Below are 22,139 nucleotides of genomic sequence, written 5' to 3' on the forward strand. Positions count from 1 at the left end.
GTCTCCAGCGCGATTTCTGGATCGCTGCCTGTTGTTTGCTAAGCGCTGACTGCGGATTTCGTTTCAGCCGGTTGCGGGCTGACCGGCCATTCGACGAGACCGCCTGATGAGGACAGATCGAACATTTCCTCACCAGCTACGGCATTCGCGATGGTGGCGCTGCGCCAGGCCATCAGGCTCATTTGCGGGTCGGCAATGCCGTGGGACTTTAGGCCCAGGTTCATGCCGTAAAGCCCGATAGAAGGCGGTCCGTCCCAAGCCATCTTGTAGTTTTCATCAAGCTTCGGCAGACCCGTGTCATCAAGATCAAGACGACCACGCAGTTCGCTCATGAAGTCCGGCAGGCACGGCTTTGAGCCGGTGGCCAGAATGACAACATCAGCGGAAAACGCCTCGACCACGCCGTTGACCTTGGCGCGCGTCAAGACGGTGCTGCCCTCGTTCTGCTGCCGCACATCAAAGACTTCGCGCCCTGGAAGCAGCCTGACCGTCTTTCCTGCCCCCCCGCACAAGTGCCGTTGGCGGTAAATCTCACTATAAATCGCGTCGACCGTTTGCGGCGTCAGCCCGTCACTTGCCAGCTTTTGTGAGGCGACCTCTTGGCTTTGACCGGCTTGCGGCAGCGTCCGGTAGCCTTGCACATAATCGGGCGTGAACACCTGATCGACAAACCCGCCCTCCTCTAGCGGCGAAAACCGCGGCAAGAGACTGATCCAGGAGATTCCCGCAGGCCCGTCGCTCCGCTTCATCAGATCAAGCGTGATTTCGGCTCCGGTCTGTCCTCCCCCCACGACAACGACACGTTTTCCGGCAACGGATGGCTTTTCGGTCAGATAGTTTCCGGCCATAAAACAGACGCTGCCAAGCTGCGCTGCCGCCCAATCCGGCACCACAGGGCGCATGCCCGTGCCAATCACCAGGTTGCGGCACAAAACCGTATCGCCGCCATCAAGCTCCAGTTCCAGAGCCGTTCCCCGCAAGCGAGCCGCCGCCACTCCCTGGCCCCAGGTGAGAGACGGGAGCCTTGCTGCCACCCACGCCATGTAATCATTGAACTCCACCCGGGACACGCCGTCGAAACGTCCGGCCATAAAGTCATAGAACCGTTTCTTTTCAACAAGATAGGCCAAGAACGAATGGGGGCTTGTCGGCTGAACCGGTGTGACGAGATCCTTCAGGAACGACGTTTGCAGGATTGAGTCTGGAAACAGCAGCCCGGGATGCCAGGCGAAAGCAGATTTCTTGTCAAAAAATCTTGCGCGCACTGTCCTTGCTGCGTCCAATAGGGCAGCAAGGCTCAAATTGAAGGGACCAATCCCGACACCCACGAGGTCCAGAGGATGCTGCGCCTCTGCGCGCATGGGCAAGATCGTGGTCATGTGGAAACTCCATCTGATTGGGCAATTGGTTTCGGATGTTGCAGATCGGGCCGTGGCTCATGGGAACCGCAGAGCGGAACAATGAGACCCGCCAGAAAAAAGCACACGGAGGCCAGCCAAAAGGCTGCCGATATGTCCCAGGTTCCGAGATAGCCACCGGCAACGGACCCGAGGGCAAGGCCAGCAAATTGCACACTGGAAACGCGGGTCGCCGCGCGGGCCCCGTCCGCTCTTGGGGCGGCGCAGAGGGCGCGTGTGGTGTTGACGCTGGTGACAACCGCCGTTGCCATTGCCAGGAGGATGGTTGCGCCGAGAACGCTGGCAAATGTTTCACCAAAACCAAGCCAGGCCAAAGCGCCGGTGCCCAAAAGGGCCGCTATCAGCTGCCCGGCAAGAAGATGCCGGCCAACGAGCTGCTTCACGCCAAGCTGGGCAAGCGTGCCAGCAACAAGAGCAAGCGCAAGGCAAAGACCGGTCAAGGCGGCGCTCTGCTGCGCGCCAACCTGCAGGACGCTTTGGATCAGGGGCCCGAGAAGGATATAGGAGAGGCCCGTCGTGATCTGAATTCCAAGCGCAGTGGCAAGCTTGGGAAGGTCCGTGCGATGGCGGGGCACCGGTGCTGCTTCAGGTTCCGGGCGCTGTCCGTCCTCCCGCGCGCCGCGCAGTTTCCACAAGGCGCAAAGATAGAGGGGCAGCGGGCCACTCAAGAGCCAGAGCGGGGCCCCTCCAATTGCTACAACAGATGGAAGAGAGAGATTGCCGGCGACACGCCCAACCCCGATGAAGCCATTCAGCCTGCCAATATCCTTGAGCAGGTCTGCGGCGGTCCGGCTTGACCGGTGCGCCAGAGCCTGACCCAAAGGCAACATCGCCGGTGCGCTCGCGCTGTAGAGGAGCCGCGCTGCGAAAAAGGCAGCCAATCCCGAAGCCGCTGGCAGCAGGCCCGCAAGGGTCGCCGCCGCACTAAGGCTGAGCCCGGTGACTGCGACTGCGCTGCCCACAATGGCTGCTTTCAAGGAAACCAAAAGCCCGAACCGGTGGGCGATTTTGCCCCACACCCAGACAGCTGCAGCAGACAGGGCCAGTCCGCCCCCGACCAGAACACCGATTGTGCCGATGTCCGTTTGAAACACCTCGCACAAGACCGGCACAATGGCGATCAAAACAGCCTGATGATAGGCGCTGGCGCTGGTCACCCAGAAGATCGGAGCCATGGGAAACAGAATAACCCTCGCGTTTTCAAAATCTTGCAAAACATGAGTCTAGTACTCAAGTTAAATTTTGTTTGCAAGAGTGAATTTGCCAACGGGAGCAGATTGTTTCGTCATTTGGCCGCAGAGGCCCGAACGTGCACGTTTGGGCGGTTGCGGAAAAAGAGTGACCGTTTGAGGCGTAACCTCCCTATGGAAGCGGCAGAAACGGCAGCCCTCGAGGAGGATTTTCCTATTGGAATTCGAGGAGATTGCTGTTTGGAGCCTGTCTTTGTTCATGGTTGCCGGCATCAGACACGGATTGGCTTGCGACTCAGCTGTTGTTTTGCCGGTGCCATGGCACCTTCCCGTCCACTCTGCGCAAGATTGCGAAACAAGCCCTCGACAGGCTGACGATCAGTCCCCACGCGTCGTTGGGGCTGGCCCATCACCATCGCGGGGCCTATGACGAAAGCATGGAGCTGGATACGTCGGCCCACTATGACGCGCTGGACCTGACGGAGCTTTACGGCGGCTTGGGCGTTGAGGTGGCGCACCAACTGACCAACAGCGTCAGCCTGCGCGTTGACACCGGTTTCGACGAGGATTTTGACCTTGCCCCAAAGCAAACATCAGTGTCATCAGCTATGACGGTGTCTTCTACCGGCAAAATTCAGCTTGGCTTGATGCGCTTTGCATCAATGCCATGGCCAGCACGCCACATGCAGCGAACAACGAAACAACGATCAAACCGATGACATAGCGCGATAGGCCAAACATGTTCAGCTCTTTGGGGGCGCAAGAAAACACCATTTCTGCGGATCGATCTTCATACTTTCACCTAGTTCGCAGATATTCTGAAACTCTTGCTCGCTTGGAAAAACATCAAATTCAAATAACTGTTCACACAGATTTTCGAATGCCACACCCCATTCGCCGTGTTCAGCAGTCGATTGGTAATCGTCCAGCAACTCATCAGCCAACCGACCTCTAAATCTCTGAATTAGCGATATAATTGTTCTTTGAATTTCGTTTTCCATGTCAATACTCTGGATACGCTATGATTATACCTTCACCAGCGGGTTCGATGATTACACGAACTGGTACACCGTCAACGACTGGCAAATCTCCATTGGCGTCTGTAACAACGAAACGAGCAGGTTTACCTGATTTTGTGTAAAGTCCACCGCTGCCAGTTTGTGGCTTCCACAAAAGGTTGGGATTTGTTGCAAGATCTGTGGTTGTACTCATAATCTTATTTGCATCCCCACTTTGTGGGAAAGGTGTTTTACCCGAACCACCTGGCCACAAATGACCACCGCCTGTGGCGTCTCCATGCAGTATGTGCTGCGTGCGTTGTGCACTTGCTACGTTAGTTGATGGATCGACTAGAGGCTTTAACGGTACATTATTTACAACCCCCCCCCATTGAACACCTGATCATGCTGTCTGACCAGCGCTTCAGACCTTTGCGAGGCAAGTGCTCGGACAGCGTTCAACTCAAACCCGATTGCCATCAGATCATAGGCCAATGATGCTTGGGTTTGATCGAGGCCGGTGGCGCGCATCACCAGTTGGACACCGAAAGGCAGTGCCTCCTCTCCGGTGATCAATTGGGCTAGACCAGCAGCTGCCGTATCCGCTCCATGAGCTGCAACGACGACAGATGCCGTTGCACAGGCCGTCCCTGCAGAAGCAGGGCACATGTACACAGCGCCAGCCACTTCAGCCGCGCCAAAGACAACATCAATCGCTCCGGCAAACCTATGCAAAACGGTTTTATCGAATGCTTCATTGGTCGCCTAAGGGATGAGTGCTTTAACGAGCATCTGTTTAATAACCTACCTCACGCCCGCTCCCTGATCACACGATGGTGCGACGATAATAATCACAAACGCCCCATACTAGTCTCGACGGGCTGACACCGTTGGAGCATCCCAAATGGTCTCGGAAATACCAAAAACAGAACAGCGCTAACTTATAGTCGCGGGTTCTTTGAGGAGCAGGTCAAAATGCGGTGCTCTACGCAGTACAAATTGACGGCTTTGATGTGTAGTGCCCCTATCACGCACCAAGCTAAAGAACTGTGATCATCCAAACAATAAATCAACCTTAACTCTAGGCCAAACATATAGATTTAACGTCAGGTTTAACTCCCTCTCTCCAAGACCAATAGATATTAGCTGTCGATCCTCGTCTATTGAAAGGTGATTTAATCGCCCATTAGTGATACGGAATGCTTCACTCGCTTCCTCTCCAATGGCCATGCTAAAAGTCCGGTCAACAGTGCCCAACCAAATTCTAGCGGGTTGGCCTAATTCGTCCCGGAATGTGTATGTTTCAACAAAAAACTCATCATCGACCTCGAGGTCACAGCCGAATGCCGCGACAATATCATTTGAAGCAGGAACACAAAAATCAGCTTCTTTAATTTCCAGACGCATCGCCGTTTCCTCCTACCTATAGGGTATCGTAGTGACAAAGCGGGTCAGGCCACTAACACCAACTTCAAAAGTGATTTCCAGTCGAACTGCCCCTCCTGGCCCCTTAAACAACGATTCTCGAACTTCGAATTTTCGTGTGACACCATCTTCTCCTGTCCGAGAAAACGTATTGATCACGCTCGATGGATCTCCCGCCACGTCATCAAAATGCGAAGTAAGAGCTTGTCGGCCAGCTGGAGTATCATGAATCCCAATTCGTGAAAACTCGCTTTGAAGCTGTTGCGAACGAGCGGTATTGTGCGGATTAGACGTTACACGACCGAACAGGTAATCAAACTTACCGTCATCGATCTTGATACCCCCCCCCTTTATGGCAGCATTAGCTTCCTTAATCGACGCATATTCATCGCCGTTTGCATCGACAACTACTTTTGTACCGTCGGGTTTGATCCGGATCCTCACGCCAAGTCCAAGTATCTCTGCCCCAGCTAGAAGGTCCTCGAAGCCGGCGGTAAGAAGTGGACCCCACTTCCGTTCAAAGTAGCATTTTGGACTTTATTGACGTCTAGGTCTGCTTCGCCAGTCAGACCTGACAATCGTCACCGCAGACCAGACGGAGGTCGAGCGCTGATTAGCGCTGAACATGAAGACGTGGGAATTCACCATGAGGCTGCTGAAACTGGGATTAGATGAACTCTACATCTATTCTATCCACCTCTAATTCAACCTGCTCTCCATCTAAATATCCATATTCGTCAACTAAAAAATCATCTTCAAATGGGAGACCACACTGGATGGTGTTCCCGACTAGCCTACCTCGCAACCTATATCTAAATCCATTGTCTATCCGTTCAACACCTCGCTCTATGGACGAGCTTTTCTTCAGCCTGTATTCGTCAATTACAAAAATATGGAATACGACTGGATAACTACGTCCTAACTGTATTTCATAGGGAACAATGCTCGCGAAGCATACAACCTCAATCCCGTTGACAAATAAAGACACCTGTTCCTCAACGTGATCACCGATTTCCTTCAATTGTGCTCGCATTACTATTCTCATTTCTAGGGATTGTATGGGAGAATTACTTTATCTTCTTTATTGCCGTTAATGGTTTTCCAGAAATCTCTTCCACTCTTCACATGCAGGGTTGTAATATGCCCATCGCTATTCGTTCCTACAAAAGCAAATTTAGCTTTGCCTTTTCGGTCGTTCCCCATGAATTGAGCATATCCAACACGTTTCTGACCATTACACTCATATTGCACAGATGTGCCGTTTTTCTGCACATACTGAGCGAGCTCAAGATATGCAGCTGGATTATTTACGCCAAATTCCTTGCCGTGCTTTTCAAAGTGCTCATCCAATTTTATTTGGCTTGAAAACTGCCTCGGAACATTAGTTAAGCGATTCGCCTGATTAGCTGTCTTATATTCAACGCCGTTTGCATCGCGAATTACTGTTTGACCATTGGCTTTGGTCAGGAGACTCATGCCTGGACCAAGAATCCCAACCCCAGCGAGAAGGTCCTCGAAGCCGGCGGTAAGAAGCGGACCCCACTTTGCATTCAGGATGGCAGCCTGAACTTCCTCATCTGTCAGATCCAGTTGACCGGTCAAGCCCTGAACGTAAGCAAGGCTGACTTGCGCCTGCATGGTCTCCGGCAGATCATCAATTAAGTCTTGAATGCCGAAATCAGAAGCCAAAACGGGAACAAGAGATGATTTTGCGCTGCCATATGCAGCGAACATCAATTCTGCCCGACCCGGATTTGCAGCCACCGCATCCAAAAAGGCAACGGCTTGCGCACTATCCTTGTTCTCTGCGTACTCCGCTAAAACTTCCTGCAAAGCAGCTTGCGTAACGTTCTGCCCCTGAGGCCAACGAGATTGAGAGGACGCGAGTTCATAAATGCCAACCCGGTTCAACAGGGTGTCAGCATTTATAAGTTCCTGACGATATTCTGAACTTCCCCTTTCCAATAGGCCAAACATTGTCTGGCCATCGACAGTCGCGGGTCCGTTGTAACTGGCTTCAATGAATGCTCGCGCCTCATCACCAAATGCCACTCGGTGCAAATCGAAGCTCTCGGACACCCCTTTCAGGGTTTCTGCCGCCAAAATGCCCTTGGCTTCGTCTAAAGACAGATCGCACTTGCCATGGTTTTCGCAGACCCAGTTACGGAATTCGTCAGCCTTTTCTTCGATCCATTCAATCTCGCTGCGATGAAGAAGGCGGTTGTTGCGAAGACCAGACTCTGCAATGTGTGCCGCTATGCTGACATTGGATCCGTCTCCACCGGAGAAGAGGAAACCGGAAAGTGCCCCGACAAGCTTTGTGAACTTTTGCTGTTGTGCGTCGCTCAATTGCGTTCCGCTGAGCGATCCGGCAAACAGGCTTTGTGCAATCGCCCCGGCAGCACCGGCGGCACAGCCCTGACCACCGTTCTGGGCCGCCCCTGCAGCACAGCCTGCAAGGCCATGCAAAATGGCATGCGGCAGGGAGCCCTCCCAAGCCTCGTTGGTCTGGATCATGTCGCCATTGGCATCTCGAATAATGCCCAGCTCACCAATCTCGAACTGGATATCGGCAAGGGTCAGGCTGACCAGCGTTTTGACCATGGAAGCGGAAAAACCTTCCATGAAATCCGTGCCATAAACGGCAGAGGACAGACCGTTCGTGATCACGCCGTCAATCGCGCTATCGAGAATGTTGCATCCTTCAGGCGGCCCCGGTTGCTATGCCGTTTTCACAGGAGAAGAAGGATAGGAACAAGCCACCGAGCCTTGCCGAGAATACGGCGGCATCACACCCGCTATGAAACTCAAAACAGCGGCCTGAAATCCAGCTTTAAAGCCAAACAAATAAGGATGCTTACCCATACCTTTGGGAAGTCAGCAGTGGTCAATCGCGTTGTATTTGGGCGTTAGAGGACCGCGAAAGCGCTCACTCGTCCCCAAGCAAGGCTCGCGATGACATACAACGCGCGTACGTCACAGGTTCCCGCAAAAAGAAAGCACCTTTGACTGCAACATCGTTGCGTGTCAGAGGTGGGGCTCTAGCGGAGAAGGCGGAACCGGTTGGGTAGGTCAGATGGTGCTATGCTGAGAAATATTCAAAAAGAGACGAAACCCCATTTGCGGCAAGAGCCGCAATAATCCCGAATGCCGCGAAAAACAGAACCAGAATGGCTTGGGTCAAATGGCGACAAATCTTCATGCGCTTTTCATTTTTCAAACAGGAAATGTGGTTGGGATGCCCTAGCCCCTTCAGGGCGCTCTTCGAATACCCGACCTAACTCATTATCAAAGTAAACCACTTTGATATCTTCTAGTTCGACCCGCAAACGTTCCCACAGTGCCCAACCCTCTTCGTTGAATGCCTGTGCTTCTTCACGCGTCCGAAAACCCGATTGAACAGGGTCAGACCGGTTCAATGTAGCATCATACTGCCTCGCCCAATTCAGTAAGTCTTTTTCCAAAACAGAAGACAACGGAAGAGTTGCAGGATCGATGTTCCCGATATTCGATACACCCCAAAGGGGCCAGCAGTCATAGTCAGCCATCAATTTGATTTTCGTGCGTGAGTCCATCTTACAGCAATCCTCTATGGTAAGGAGGTTGGATTTGCACCGACGATAAAACCATTGTCGCCCACGGTAATCGCCATACGATGTGTAGTACCATTAAATATGTATTCATATATAGGCCTACCGGTGCCCGTACCTTGGTAACCAACTACGTTATTCTGTTGCAAAGCGGCAAACACTGCATCTGGAATTTCATCTTGAGAAATGCCCTTTTGCGCAAACTCGCCCGCGTGACGATTGATGTGTTGTAACCCGGCTGAACTGCTCCCTGTTTCAAGCCAAACAGTCTGCCCATTGGGAAGCTGCTGAATATCAACAACGTTCTCGGTAGTTATACGAGTTCCTTCCGGTAGTCCCGCAATCAATTCATCTCGTGTCAGTGTCCTATTTGGAACATTATTTACAATCCCCCCATTGAACACCTGATCATGCTGTTTGATCAGCGCTTCAGACCCTTGCGAGGCAATCGATCTGACAGCGTTCAACTCAAACCCGATTGCCATCAGATCATAGGCCAATGATGCTTGGGTTTGATCGAGGCCGGTGGCGCGCATCACCAGTTGGACACCGAAGGGCAGTGCCTCCTCTCCGGTGATCAATTGCGCAAAACCAGCACCTGCCGTATCCGCTCCATGGGCTGCCACCAAGACAGATGCCGTAGCACAGGCCGTTCCTGCAGAAGCAGGGCACATGTAAACAGCGCCAGCAACTTCAGCCGCGCCAAAGACAACATCAATCGCTCCGGCAATCCGGTTGTCTAGAACCCGCTGTCTGTCGATTTCCTCATCAACCGCAAGGCTGCAAGCACTTTGGCTCATAGAAGAAGAGCAAACATCTTCCGCAATTTCGGCTCGCGCTTGTTGCTCCAATTCGAGGTAGATTGCCAAGCGATCATCGTTCAGCGTTTGTTGCTCAGAAGCAGTCAGTGCGCCGCTGCGCTCAAGTTCAGCGCGTACCGATATGTCACAACTATTCACGCCGCCAGAGCAGAAAGTTGCTGTGGTTTCTTCTCTCAGCGCCGCTCTGAATTCAGTGGCCTGATCCGGTGTCCAGACAACCAAATCTTCTGCAGAATCTTGTAGATCGTTGAGCAAACGACCTTTGTACTCACCCGAAGTCATCAGGTTGAACACGATTGAATCAAACGCCCCTTCAGCGACGGCAATTCTGGCCCAATGACCAGCCCTGCAGGCGTCAGTTTCACAGGCTTCCAACTCAGCGTTTTGCGCGGTGCTGATTTCAACATATTCAGCAAACACCTCAGCGCGGCATGCCGAAAAGCCAGCGCCAAGTGCTGCGCACTCAGACAATCTCTGCTGTAGCTGACCAATTTGGTCGTGGCTAAGATAGTTGTTCTGCAAACCAGACGCCGCTATAGCGGAAGCAGCACTGACATTTGCCGGGTTGCCACCTGAGAATATATAGCCGGCAAGCGCGCCAATCATCTCGGCATTCCGCACCGCGTCTGCTCGTTGTTCGCCCGTCAAATTTTCATCAAGGGTTCCCGCAAACAGGCTTTGCGCCACAGCTGCTGCAGCCGCCGCGGCACAGCCCTGACCGCCGTTCTGAGCCGCTCCTGCAGCACAGCCTGCAAGGCCATGCAAAATGGCATGCGGCAGAGAGCCCTCCCAGGCCTCGTTGGTCTTGATCACGTCGCCGTTGGCATCTCGAATAATGCCCAGCTCACCAATCTCGAACTGGATATCGGCAAGGGTCAAGCTGACCAACGTTTTGATCATGGAGGCGGAAAAACCTTCCATGAAGTCTGTGCCATAAACGGCAGAGGACAGGCCGTTCGTGATCACGCCGTCCAGCGCGCCTTCGAGAATGTTACCGATAGACAGCTTGTTGTTGCCAAAAGTGCCCAGCAGGCCATCGAACAATTCGGGATGGGTCTGCGATGTGATCCCGAACATGTTCAGGCTGACGCCCTCAGCAAGACCTGCAGTCACGGCAGAGAATGTTGCATCCTTCAGGATGTCGCCGAGGTCGAAGTCACCTGAAACCGCTCCGTCCAGACTTTCCACGAGGAATGTACTGGTGAAGGCCTCCGCTGCAGTAACGGCCCAGCTGGAGGAAAGGTTCAGGAGGTTCGCAATCCCCAAATGGGGAACCAGAACGGAGCCAACAGCGATGGAAACCAAGGCCTTGAACGCGGGCGACAAGGCGACCTGCTTGTCGTAGAAGTATTCATTGGCCAGCTGCTGAGTAAGCAGCTCCAACCCTTCCAGTTCAAGCAGTTCTGAGGGGTATAGATCTCCCGGATTTTGGGCATCCACGCCTGCTATCTCGTAGAGGGTCAGGCGTGCATCGCCATCCACGTCGAGATTGAGCGCATGTCCGGCCAGGAGCTGCGTGAGAACAGCTGCTTCAACATAGCTGTTCTCGGTGATCGTGGTCATCAGAACGAGGCCGGTCTCGTGTGAAAAGACCTCTTTGCGATGACTGTTGATGGCAGCCTGAATATCCAGATCACCGCCAGTGTTGATGTTCAGATCTTGACCTGCAGAGAGCTGCGCCCCGACCAAGGTGGTGTCCGCGCCAGAAACCAGGGTGAGATCAACAGAAGCGAGCGCCTCTGTGCCCCGGCTCACCTTATCTACACTGCTGATGATCTTTGTTGAGCCGAACAGCCCGCCGAACATGCTCTTGCTGGTCTTGCTGTAGGTCTCATGAACATCGGTGTAGGCCCCGGCGAAGATGTCCCCCTCCGCCGCGTTCAGGTTGATGTCGCCCTGAGCCGAGGCGAGCGCGGAACCCGCTGTGGTCAGGTCGCCCTTATCCGCTTGCAGGGTTACATCTTCGCGCCCAGCGATGCTTACACCGCTGTTTGTTACGCGGGTCTCACTGCGTACCGTCTCCTTGGAGCGGAGGAAGCCGCTTTTCTTGGTTTTGGAGTAAGAGGTGTAGATATCCTGTACCGCGGCCAAGACCAGATCGTCGGCTGCGCCAATTTCTACCTTGCCACCCACATCAACTTGAGTGCCCATGAGCACAGCGCTTCCACCGGCTGTCGCTGTCAGGTTGCCTTGGGCCTCGATGTCCGTTGCCGTGCTGACAAGATGTTCGGACTTGGCGTTCTTGGCCTTCGTCGTGCTGCCACTTTCAACAGCGCCCAGCACAAGGTCCTTCTCAGCGGTCAGCTTTACATCGCCGCCCGCGTCCACATCAGTACCTGCAACAAACAGATCGCCATTGGACACAATGGAGATGTCACCGCCTGCTGCCATGGAAGACAGGCGCTGGTCTTTAACCGTGCGGGTTGACGTGACAACGGTTCTGGGCGGCGTGTCCTCGAGCAGGGATGGCAGCGTCTGCCTCTGCTCGATAGTGAAGTTCTTTTCAAGGCCGGTGAGCGTGACACTGCTGGTTGCGAAAATCGAAAGGTCTTCCTCCGCGTCCAGAGTAATGCCTCGGCCGAGGAAGTCATGACCGGAAAGAATGTCGATGGACTTGCCTGAAAGCGTTGTCTCATTCAGCAGCAACGAAGTCAGCGAATTGACAGAGAGCTTGCCTTCGTCCGCAGTCAACGCGCCTTCTGTGCTGCTCACAACCGCGGCAATCACTTTCAGGTCTTCTTTGGCGGTGATCGTGCCCGCATTGCTGACGGAGGTGCCCATGATGGCCACTTCACCGCCGCTGATGAGCGCGCCTCGCCCATCCAGCTCAAATGCGGTGTTTTCTGGATACACCGTGTGCATGCCGCTGCCATCCGGCTTGGGCACAGAAACCGGTTTATTGAGGTGGTCCAACGGCCCGACCTGTGGGTCAACAGTCGCCGCCTTGAACCGATCGGCACGTGGTTCCACATGGTTGTTGATGAGGTCGTCGCGATACTGCAGACGGTCTACATCCATCATGTAGTTTGACGTGATGAAATTGGCGTAGTCGGTGAATTCAGGATCCGTCTCGGCCAACGCCGTAAGACCGGTGGAGAGGAGTTCTTCAACCGAGGTGGTTGGCGTGAGCACCGGCTCGACTGGCACCACTGTCTCGACGGTAGGGACAATATCTTTTACTTCCACCGGGATGATGATCGGTTTGCCCTTGCCCGGATTGACTGTCTTGGTAGGAAGCGTGGTTACATCGGTCGCAGTGATGGTGGTTGGATCGATGCCGGGTTCCGCGACAACACGGTCCTCGCTCTCCACATCCCTCACTGTTACCTCTGGGGTGCCCGGTCCAGTATCGACCTCCACCTCATCGGCCACATCCACCGAGTCCACGGTTCTGATGTCCGTGCCGTCCCCCTCGACTGGTGCAATATGGTCCGGGGTGCGCACATCCTTGAAGTCCAGTGTTCTGGTACGCACGTTCGGAATGCCGGTCATATCCGGATCACCCGCCGCCTTCTGCTCTTCGATGAAGGCGTTCATGGTGTCGATCATGTCCTGCATGGACATTTCGGAGGTGTTGATGGTCAGATTGACAAGCTCACCAGAAATGGAGACCTTGCCTACCGCTTCAATCCGCCCGCCAAATGTGTCGTAGTAGGCCACTTCCCCTTCGTGGCAGGTGAAGCAATCGGGTTTCTTGTGGACCTCCAGCAGAACCTGGGTCGCGCCCACCGCCTTGTTCTCGATCTTGTTAGCGGTGAGCATCAGATCGTTACCGGCGGAGATATTGCCGAAGATGTTTTTCAGAACTTCCGTCTCAATGCTGACGTCCTGACCGGCAACCAGTTCGGCAAGAACGCCATCATCATTGAAACGGTCCTGATAAAGGATCTTCAGAATGTCGTAGGATTTCGCCGCGCCCGCGGACATGGCAGTCCACAGTGAGGTGACTTCCGGGTCGAGCTCATTGGAGTAGACACGTGTCACTTCGCCCGAGACAGGGTCTGTTACTTCTTCAAAAACCAGCGCGTTTTTGCCAAGAATGCCGCGCACACGGGAAGAAACAGTTGATGAGCCCGATGCAAGGGTTTCCCAAAGTTCAAGATAAGCCTGTTCGAACTCCGGCAACATGTTGCCATCGGCATCAAAGACCACCGGATCCAGAAGATCTGCCATAGCCTGAATGGGATCAGGGGTTCCTGCGGCATTTGCCTTGGAGTACATGTTGTCCCAAAGGCGCTGCAGGCCGTCGGTTAGTTGCGTCTGGCTCGGTTTGAGAACGGAGGTCTTGACGATCGCGCGTGCATCTTCAGAAAGAAACTCTGAGCCACTCAAAAGGTCCTGCCACAAGGCGAGATAGTTTGCCGTATAGGCTGGCAATACCTTCCCGGAGCCATCCAGGTACGCTGTATCAATCAGCTTGAGGATCTCATCAGCAGAGTTGACCGGACCACTTCGTCCTTTTTCCAACCACCGGATGATCTGACTGCTGCTCAAGGTGGGCGCAGTGCCCACGTTGTGCACTTCATCGGCCCGTATGGTCAGGTTGCCTTGAAAAGCTTCGATGCGACCATTCGTGTTCTGAAGCAAGGCGCTGCGATCAAGATTATCGTTGGCTGCAATGGTAATGCTGTCATTCGCCCAGACCACGCCCCCATTGTTGATCAGTTCCTGCGAATAGACGGCAAGGTCATCGCCTGAAATCAGCGCCGCCACGTTCGTAACTGTGTCGGAAGCAGTTATTGTGAGCTGTTCGCCAGCGGAGATGGTGCCAGCGTTGTTGAGAAATGACTGGGAGTTAAGGAAAACACGTTGGGAGCTCAAAGTTCCGGTATTGGTCAAGCCTCCCGTGCCTGCGCTGAGCTTCAACTCTTCAGCTGCGGCGATCACCCCATCTGCGGTGATGGCACTGGCTTCAATCTCGATTTTCTTGCCGTAGACAGCAAAGTCCGTTCCGAGAGTGAAGGCATCAGCCATGGAAAGGCTTACGCGCTCGCGACCCGTAATGCTGCCGGTATTTGCCAAGGTGGTTGCGGAGGTCAGAAGCGCTTCTTCAGCAACGAGCGCACCAGCGTTTACAAGCCCGCCTGTCCCGGCTTTGACTTCAAGACTCCCTGTGGCGACCGTGGTGCCAGAAAGGGCCACGCGGCGACTTTCAACACTGATGTCATCGCCAGATACTTGAGAATTCTCAAGGGAGGTGACGCTTTGCCCGGCGGTTGCAGTGAGCTTTGTAGTGCCCGCCAGAACGCCGCTGTTTACGATCCCACTTGATGCACCAAGAGTGGTGGTCGCCCCGCCAACAAGACCATCGTTTTCAATGGAACCATTCGCAGCAGTGATTGAGGTGCCATGGAGAGCCCGGATATCGCCCTTGGTGATGACGTCGGCAGCCGTGATTACCAGATCGTCAGCATAAAGACCTGCGCCAGAGGAGGTCCCAAAACTCTGAGAAGAGACAAGGCGAACCTCATCCTCGACTTCCACCAGACCCGTCACCATCAAGTCTTGAGCGGAGGTTACGTGTAGATCTCGGGCTTCAACAACACCGCCAAGAAGAATATTTCCAGTCTTGGAAACAAGTGTTGACCCAGTGCCAAGCTCCAGCAGACCATGGGTTGTCAGAGCGCCAGAGGCTTCGATCGTAGCTTCGCTGGCAGAGGCAAATCCACCCAGTTCCAGCGCCCCGGAAGTGGTCATCAAGAGAAGTTGGTTTTCCGCAAGTACATTGCCGAGGACCTTGGCGCTGTCGCCCTGCATGGACACGGTTTTTGCGGAAACCTCCGCACCGTCCTTCACCTCCAGCTTCCCGGATGCATGTACCAAGGCGCTCTCTACAGCGACGATTTTCCCCGAATGCAGTAAGTCCGAGGCACTGCGGAGCGCAACGGTCTTGCCTCCAACAAGTGCGGTGTTATTGAACGCTCCGGCTAGAGCGCTGATCTCAACGTCTTGCTGGGCCAACAATTCACCGGCACTGAGGATGGTGGCGGCCGCGACATCAATTGTCTCGGCATAAAGGGTGGCGCTTTCAGCGGTCTTGAGCTCGCCAGTGCGCGCGTCCAACGCAAGATACTCATCCGCGTCAAGAAGACCCGAGATGGAAAGATCGGCCGCAGCATTTATCGTGATGGTGCGGCTGCTCAACTCACCTGTCACATCAAGCCCATCGGCCCCGCCAATGACAGTGAGGTCTGATCCGATGATTGCAACACCACCAAGGGCAATTTGCTTGCCTGAATAGTGCGCTCTCTCGCCATAAAACTCGGCCTCAGCTGTGCTGGACAGGACAGTTCCGGCAGCAATGGTCAGCAGGTCGTCGGCAGTTACGGAGCCCGAAACATCAATGCCACCTTGCGAGGAAAGGGTTGTCTGCGCCCCTACAAGATCACCAATATTGGATAGGCCGCCTGCGCCTGCCACTATCTCAAGCTGATCTCCCGCAAGCACCGACCCTGCAAGTACCAACTTGTTTCCTTCGAAGGTGACCTGCTCTGCGATTAGCTGCGAGGAGAGACTCGATACTATTTCATCAGCGGCCTCCAGATCGGCGGCCAGCTCTGCGGAAACGGCACCGAAAAGTGAGAGGTCTTCTGCGGCTTCCAAGGTGATTGCAGAGCCAACTAAAACACCTCTGGTGGTCAAATCACCGTGGGTGGTGGTCAAGTAAAGACTGTCATTTGCCTTGATCGTACCGGCCAGATCAGCGGCACCTGCCTTTATATCTGCTTGGTTTGCGAAGAACTCGGAAAGATCTTCACTTTCAAACAGGCCCGCAGCTTCTACTCTGGCTGTTTCAGAAGCATTGATTTTGCCTGCATTCAGAACGCCTTGAGCAGAGTCCAGTGCCACCTCGCGCCCATGAAGGGAGCCCTGGTTGATCATCCCACCGGCGCCAGCTTTGATGGCCAGGGTGTCGCTCGCCTCTGTCTGACCAGAAGTGGCTACGGTTCCCCCTTGCAATCGTATGGCCTGTGCCTTCAGCGTAGCGGAGGATCCGAGTTCCAACCCCTTTCCGGCTTCAAAAGAGGCCTCACCTTCGGCGGTAACCTTCCCTGACAGGATCAGTTCCCCTGCGGCCTGCCCATCCACCTCACTGGCTGCAACAACAGCGCTCTCAGAGATTTCGAGAGCGCTGCCCGTCGAGTTCAACGCTAACCGTTGGCTTGCATGTACCACACCAGAAATTGCTGCAATGCCAGCGCTTTCCAGTGTTACGGCGCCCCCGGAGACCTCACCTGCCACGACGAGAGTCCCGCCTGCGGACACAACATCAATACTGTCGTTGCTCTCTGACAGCAGAGACCCTTCAAGCACAATCGGACCCGCAGACCGAAGCGATACCTTCTCACCCGCCTTGATGAGAGGGCGGCGTGTTTCCGTCGGTTTGCCAAGCGTGATCTGCCCATTGGCACTCAACGCGATATTGGTGGCCGACGCCATTTCACCATCAAGGTGAACGCCCACGCCGTTTTCCGTCGCCAGCAGCTTGATGGAGTTGGCATACATGCCACCAAGGGCGGCAACATCGACGGCAAGCTCTGGCACCTCCGATGTTCCAGCCTGTGGAGTGACGCCTTGTACTTCGTTTGTTTGTGGGTCGAAGCTCCAGTCATAAGAAACCGCATTGGCACCGGTAATGACGTTGAGTTCCTTAGCGTGCATGGCGCCATAAACCGCTGCGGCGCGGGAGATAACGTCAACGCGCGTCAGGTCTTCCATGCTGAGGCGTGGGTCCAGATTGAACCCCTCCGCCCCTATGGTGACTTTACCTTGCCTTACATCAAACCCTGCAAGGTGACCGTTTTGGTCGAAGACCGGCACCCCCGTTGTAAGAGTTGCTCGACCAGTGTTGATAAAGCCGCACCCGTTGCAGGTAATGCCAAACTCATTCGCAAGGATGACATCCATTTTCTGGCCAGCGACCTCAAGCAGACCATTGAGCTGCGCCTGCTGTCCGCCGACGACCTCGCCAATCCAGCTTCTGGCTTCCTTGCCAGCAGTCAGATTTGGATTGCCCTCAATCCATCCAGACAAACGCGTGCCTGTGATGGTTGCTGAGTTGTTGAGGATGACATCATCCACCTCAAAACGCGTAAAACGGTCGTGTGATACCCCTTTACCGTTAGGTGTCGAGATATTCACGACCGGCACGCCGTTTGGCGCGTTCTTGACCTGCGCCCTCGGACCAGAGTTCGGAATGGAAACCCGAACTTCACTTGCTTGCACCAGAACAGGTTGCACCGTGAGCAAAGTGCTGAGCAGCAGTGCAAGGGACCGTTCAAAGAATTTCAACATCACAAGCTTCTCCACGAGGTACGGGCGGTCCGGCCAAAGCCGTTAAAAAGAAAAATCCAAGCTGGCGAAGCCAACCGTTCGGCTGTCTTCGAAGGCAGGATTGGCATTGGGTGGGTTTTGGTCCGGGCGCGAGATCGCGTGCGCAATCTTGAAGTCAAGCGTGGCATGGTCGCCAATCGCCAGTTCAGCCCCAAGATGTGCGCCCACCAGATAGTCTTGGGACCATGACCTGAGTTCTGAAGGTTCGATGATCCCCGCATCAAACCCGCCACTGAGCGTCAGTTGGTAGTCCGGGGTGCTTATGGCGTTCCACTCAATACTGTTGCGCCAGTAGGCCCCCGCATCTCCATAGAGATTGTCCTGATGGAAACCACGCACGGATGACCAGCCGCCGATGGCGATTTGCTCGGTTCCCGGCAACACATCTTTCGAATACTGACCGAAAACTGCGCCGACATAGGTGAGTGAAGTGTCGGCAATGGGTTTGCGAACGTCGAGACGCGCATGCACCATCTTGAAGGTGGGATCGACAATGCTCTTTTCGGTCACGCCCGATCCAAAGGCATCCAGACCGAACTTCGCGCCCACATCCCACTGCACCATCGCCCCGCCGATGCGTGTCTCTGCCCGCCAGCCCACATCGGCTACAGCCAGGCGGCGGCGCTGACTCATGATCTCGAAGCCATCTATGTAAGACCGGCTCCGGCTCAATTTCAGCTCGCCATAGGCATGATGCTTGGACAATTGGTCCCGCCAGAGCAAGCGCTCAACGAACAGGCTTACGTAGTGGGATTGCCCCTCAACCGGAAACGACTGATTGACGCCGTCAAGCTTGAAGAAGTAGCGGCTGGCGCCGCCCTCAAGGGCAAACTCCCAGCTGCGAACCGGTATCGAGTAGCGAAGAGAAAGGTTTTCCGAATAGCGTAAGTTGCGATCGTCAAGGGGGCTGCCTCCCACATTGAAGGTCAGCTGGTCGTTCAAGCTCAAGAGATTGTCGAGACCGAAACCAACTGTGGTCTTGATTGCTCCGGTGTTGTCAAAACCGGAGTTATCAACCCCGAGCGTGAGATGAAGGGGCAATGTTTCCTCCATCTCTATCATCACGAACGAACCGCCCGGCTGCTCTCCTGGCACGAGCTTGAACGTGGCGGAGGAGGATCGGGGCCCGTTTAGGACTTCGAGGCCTTGCTCCAGGTCACGTAGGTTGAGAACATCGCCGCGCTGGCCTCGAAACGCTGTTCGCACCCGCAGGTCAGCCTGACGCCCATCGGCGTAAACGTACCCTTCGATAAGGCCTGGGACCACGACCATGCTCAGATGTCCCGTGGAGACGTCTTGCTCTGGCAAATACGCCCGGGTGGTGATGAACCCATGCTCCTTGTAGTGCTGATTAACAGCATTCAAGGCCTGAACAATTTCCGAAAGAGTTGCGCAGCTTCCGACAAGCTTTTGAGAGACCTCAGGGAAGTCGCCCAGCCCCGCGTGCCCTTGCACCTCTACGGCCTCGATGTCAAAGCACGGGCCGCCCTCTGGCACACTCAGCTGATCGGAGCCAAGCTCGATACGGCCCGGCGCGCTTTCACGCTGTTGGAACTGCTCCCGCAAGCGTCTTTGCTGTTCTGCCTGCGCTGCCTGTTCCCGCTGCAAGGTGTTTCGTAGTTCGTTTTGGATCGCCGGCGCCACGGTTTGCGCCTGTGCTGTTGCGATGGCACCCACAGCGCTAAAAAGCATGAGGCCACCCAGCAGCCAGATGTGTCCCTTGCCCATCACCGTGAGGCCTGCCCTTCAAAGACGCTGTAAGCTTTTGTGAAACCAATCAGGGAGAGGGAGAACTCAACCACGCGATCCTTGCTGAGCCACACGCGCGCGGTCGCCTTGGCACCACGCTTAAATGCCGAGACCACTGCGTCGGTAAGCTTGAAACCTGCATGACAGCTCCCTTGGCGGCACACCTCGTAGAGGATTTTGTAAGGCCGTCCGCCATCAATGCTGAGTTCAACACCGGAAGCGAGATAAACCCCTTCCGGGACGGTCATCACTGCAAAGCGGCTCTTTGTTTCGTCTTGGCTGCTGATCACCAAAGCGAACTGAGCGCGAGAGATGGCTGCCTTTTCAAGATCAGGCAGAAGCTGGCACCCACCTTCCATGTTCTGTGAACCCGGACAGCGCACGAGCCAGTCCCCAAAGGCCGTTGTGGTCCAGCCCGAGGACGGCACCGCTGCCGCAGACACAAAGAAGGCTTGCCCGGCAACAAGACATGCTGCCAGCAGTAACAAGAGATAACGATGCATTGGATCTAACCTGAACAGGTCCCGCGCTTGGCAGTGACTATGGCAGCGGCGTTGCTTTCCATTCGCGAGAGACCTGCTGGGCCTGCGAAAGCTCCTCGGCGCTCAACTTGCCCTCAAGGTTCTCGCGCAGCTCTGCGGCACCTTCCATGCCGCGCACAGCAGCAAGGTTGGCATAAGCATAGGCTTTGACCTGATCCTGAGCAGTTCCTGTGCCATGAACATAGGCTTTTGCCAGCTCAAAAAGAGCCATGGGGTTTCCCGCTGAAGCGGTTTGTTCAAACAATGCAACCGCTTGCTCCGGATCAGCTTCAACGCCAGCACCATCCTGATATGCTTTCGCCAACAGGTTGATGGCGGCGACATGCGACTGCTTGGCAGCCTCCTGCCAATACGCGGCTGCCTTGCTCTCATCCAATGGCGTGCCTTTGCCGGTCTTGTGCAGCATTCCGCAGTTGAACTGACCGTCGGCATCTCCTGCATCGGCGGCAGCACAAATCAGCTCATAGGCCTTTGCGTAGTCTTGAAGCAGGATCTCGCCGTTCAGATGCATCAGGCCCAAGCGGTTTTGCGCACGTGCGCTGCCCTTTGCTGCTGCAGCTGCAAACAACTGAGCCGCCCGGCGTTCGTCCTTGTCTGTGCCCAGCCCCAATTCGAACAGGCGACCAATGTAAAACGCGCCGTCTGCATCACCGTTGTCATAGGCTTTTTGAAAGGCGTCAACAGAGCCCTTTACATCACCTGCTTCCAGCAGCTGAATACCTGTTTTCACCTCAGCAAAAGCGGAGGCGGACCCTAGCAACAGGCCAGCAGCCATTACAGTACCCATCAGTTTTTTCATGTGACTTCCAAGTTTATTCAAGCTGGAAACGCACAACGAGAGCCCACCCCTTTGCCACATAGGGGAGTAAAAAGCCTTTCGCCGATCCCATTACATTGGAACCTACGTTTTGTTGAAAATTACCCAGCTGCAACCGCCGGTTGATCGTTGATTTACTTAATATGCAATTTGCAGTCAAATGAAAAAAACTTGATTTATAAGATTTCAATTCAATGCAACAGGAGTAATTTTGCTATAAATTTTAAATAAATTCGCAGTACATGAAGTATTGCCGATTTTTCAGAGCGTTACTTTAGTTCACGACTCGCATTAAAAAATCATACTATCCACACATTGAAGAAGTTAGCGCTTTGCCCGGGCATTTTGAGCAAGAAGTACTCATGAGTTCATGCCGGTTGGCAACCTTGACCTTGCTATCTTTAGGGTAGCGGCAGGGCTCATGCGGCCATTTTCAGTCAGTTGGCGGGTGTGATCCCGCCTGTGCGGTAGCGTCGGAGATTTTTCGCACTTTTGTTTTCAGGCGGCTCCGAATTGGTGGTCCTGGCTTTCAAAGCGCGGTTTCATGTTCATGTAGCATTTCTTGGTCCCTGTTGATCCGGCGCTGGGACTAAACTTTACCATCACTACGGGCGCAAGCTACGCACCTTGTCCGGAGTTCAATGGGTCGCATAGAATTTTCCACTTTTGTACTAGTTTTGCGTTGTTTGGTCGCAAATAAACGCTAAGGTTTCAGCGCTATCTCACTCAGACTATTGTTTAACGCACCATAACCGGTAGAGCAGACCATGCTCCTGTCCGTTTATGGTGCGTTAATACTCTGTTCAGGGCTTTGAGAATCTATACAAACCTAAAGTCATCTTGATGGAGATCAGATACTTTCACGCCAGACAGAGTGACAGATGTGTCCGCATCAATTGTAATATAGGTGTTCTCGCCTCCCCAATCTTCTGCGCAGGAGAGCAGCTCGGTGTAATCAGCAAGTACATCTTTCGAAAACTCAATGACATCCTCGCTAGCAGCGCCTGCAACAAAGTCACTGATCGTGTCCTTACCAAAGTCACTACCTTCGAAGCGAATTAGATCATTTCCTGCGCCGGTAAAAATGTAGTCATCGCCCAAGCCGCCGTTCAGGACATCTGCCTGATTGCCGCCATAAAGGAAGTCATCCAAGCCCAAACCAAGAATGGTGTTTTCGGCATCATCTATACCATGTAGTGCCAACTGGCCGTCTTCTCGTATTTCGATGCTGCTCAGGGTTGTTCCGTCAGCGAAC

At 54.3% G+C, this 22,139-nt stretch carries 15 protein-coding genes and 2 pseudogenes; 3 read left to right on the forward strand and 14 right to left on the reverse strand.

All coding sequences use genetic code 11. From position 1 onward, the window contains the following. Nucleotides 1-38: 38 nt before the first annotated feature. The gene (locus PUV47_RS18915) at nt 39-1,379 is read right to left on the reverse strand and encodes a lysine N(6)-hydroxylase/L-ornithine N(5)-oxygenase family protein (protein WP_274220167.1); all 1,341 of its coding nucleotides are present in this window, start codon (nt 1,377-1,379) and stop codon (nt 39-41) included. Beyond that, nucleotides 1,376-2,593, reverse strand: coding sequence for an MFS transporter (locus tag PUV47_RS18920; protein ID WP_274220168.1), 1,218 nt, complete (start codon nt 2,591-2,593; stop codon nt 1,376-1,378). The genes PUV47_RS18915 and PUV47_RS18920 overlap by 4 nt, the downstream gene beginning before the upstream one ends. 248 nt (nt 2,594-2,841) lie before the next feature. On the opposite strand from PUV47_RS18920, the gene PUV47_RS18925 reads away from it, so the two are divergent. Then, nucleotides 2,842-3,327 (forward strand): autotransporter domain-containing protein, encoded by a 486-nt coding sequence (locus PUV47_RS18925; protein WP_274220169.1) that lies wholly within the window; start codon nt 2,842-2,844, stop codon nt 3,325-3,327. A gap of 24 nt (nt 3,328-3,351) precedes the next feature. Here PUV47_RS18925 and PUV47_RS18930 read toward each other — a convergent pair whose 3' ends face one another. After that, nucleotides 3,352-3,609 (reverse strand): MafI family immunity protein, encoded by a 258-nt coding sequence (locus PUV47_RS18930; protein ID WP_274220170.1) that lies wholly within the window; start codon nt 3,607-3,609, stop codon nt 3,352-3,354. Between PUV47_RS18930 and PUV47_RS18935 the strand changes: the two genes are divergently transcribed. Beyond that, nucleotides 3,608-3,739 (forward strand): hypothetical protein, encoded by a 132-nt coding sequence (locus PUV47_RS18935; protein WP_274220171.1) that lies wholly within the window; start codon nt 3,608-3,610, stop codon nt 3,737-3,739. The genes PUV47_RS18930 and PUV47_RS18935 overlap by 2 nt on opposite strands. A 242-nt stretch (nt 3,740-3,981) precedes the next feature. On the opposite strand, the gene PUV47_RS18940 is transcribed toward PUV47_RS18935, so the two are convergent. Continuing rightward, a complete protein-coding gene (locus PUV47_RS18940; RefSeq protein WP_274220181.1) occupies nt 3,982-4,341 on the reverse strand; it encodes a hypothetical protein in 360 nt (119 codons plus the stop codon). Between PUV47_RS18940 and PUV47_RS19915 the strand changes: the two are divergent. Next, nucleotides 4,327-4,470: pseudogene (locus PUV47_RS19915) on the forward strand (integrase core domain-containing protein); the annotation flags it as partial. The gene PUV47_RS18940 and the pseudogene PUV47_RS19915 sit on opposite strands and share 15 nt — an antisense overlap. A 189-nt stretch (nt 4,471-4,659) precedes the next feature. Here PUV47_RS19915 and PUV47_RS18950 read toward each other — a convergent pair. The 10 genes and pseudogenes from PUV47_RS18950 to PUV47_RS18995 form a co-directional block, all read right to left on the reverse strand. Further along, nucleotides 4,660-5,013, reverse strand: coding sequence for a hypothetical protein (locus PUV47_RS18950; protein ID WP_274220172.1), 354 nt, complete (start codon nt 5,011-5,013; stop codon nt 4,660-4,662). A 12-nt stretch (nt 5,014-5,025) separates the two neighbouring features. After that, the gene (locus PUV47_RS18955) at nt 5,026-5,475 is read right to left on the reverse strand and encodes a hypothetical protein (protein WP_274220173.1); all 450 of its coding nucleotides are present in this window, start codon (nt 5,473-5,475) and stop codon (nt 5,026-5,028) included. A gap of 223 nt (nt 5,476-5,698) precedes the next feature. Further along, a complete protein-coding gene (locus PUV47_RS18960) occupies nt 5,699-6,064 on the reverse strand; it encodes a hypothetical protein (protein WP_274220174.1) in 366 nt (121 codons plus the stop codon). Between the two features lie 14 nt (nt 6,065-6,078). Further along, nucleotides 6,079-7,725, reverse strand: a complete 1,647-nt coding sequence (locus PUV47_RS18965) for a DUF637 domain-containing protein (RefSeq protein WP_274220180.1) — start codon at nt 7,723-7,725, stop codon at nt 6,079-6,081. Between the two features lie 515 nt (nt 7,726-8,240). After that, the gene (locus PUV47_RS18970; RefSeq protein ID WP_274220175.1) at nt 8,241-8,579 is read right to left on the reverse strand and encodes a hypothetical protein; all 339 of its coding nucleotides are present in this window, start codon (nt 8,577-8,579) and stop codon (nt 8,241-8,243) included. Nucleotides 8,580-8,620: 41 nt separating this feature from the next. After that, nucleotides 8,621-17,737 (reverse strand): filamentous hemagglutinin N-terminal domain-containing protein, encoded by a 9,117-nt coding sequence (locus PUV47_RS18975; RefSeq protein ID WP_274220176.1) that lies wholly within the window; start codon nt 17,735-17,737, stop codon nt 8,621-8,623. A gap of 42 nt (nt 17,738-17,779) precedes the next feature. Beyond that, nucleotides 17,780-19,504: a ShlB/FhaC/HecB family hemolysin secretion/activation protein gene (locus PUV47_RS18980; RefSeq protein ID WP_274220177.1), complete on the reverse strand. Its 1,725-nt coding sequence runs from the start codon at nt 19,502-19,504 to the stop codon at nt 17,780-17,782. Beyond that, nucleotides 19,504-20,028 carry an invasion associated locus B family protein gene (locus PUV47_RS18985; protein WP_274220178.1) on the reverse strand — a complete coding sequence of 175 codons (525 nt, stop codon included), beginning with the start codon at nt 20,026-20,028 and terminating at the stop codon, nt 19,504-19,506. The genes PUV47_RS18980 and PUV47_RS18985 overlap by 1 nt, the downstream gene beginning before the upstream one ends. 37 nt (nt 20,029-20,065) lie before the next feature. Continuing rightward, a complete protein-coding gene (locus PUV47_RS18990) occupies nt 20,066-20,866 on the reverse strand; it encodes a tetratricopeptide repeat protein (protein ID WP_274220179.1) in 801 nt (266 codons plus the stop codon). Between the two features lie 837 nt (nt 20,867-21,703). Next, nucleotides 21,704-22,139: pseudogene (locus tag PUV47_RS18995) on the reverse strand (hypothetical protein); the annotation flags it as partial.

Origin of the sequence: Pseudovibrio exalbescens (genome assembly GCF_028737195.1) — a bacterium.
In the GTDB taxonomy this organism is placed as follows: Bacteria; Pseudomonadota; Alphaproteobacteria; order Rhizobiales; family Stappiaceae; genus Pseudovibrio; species Pseudovibrio zosterae.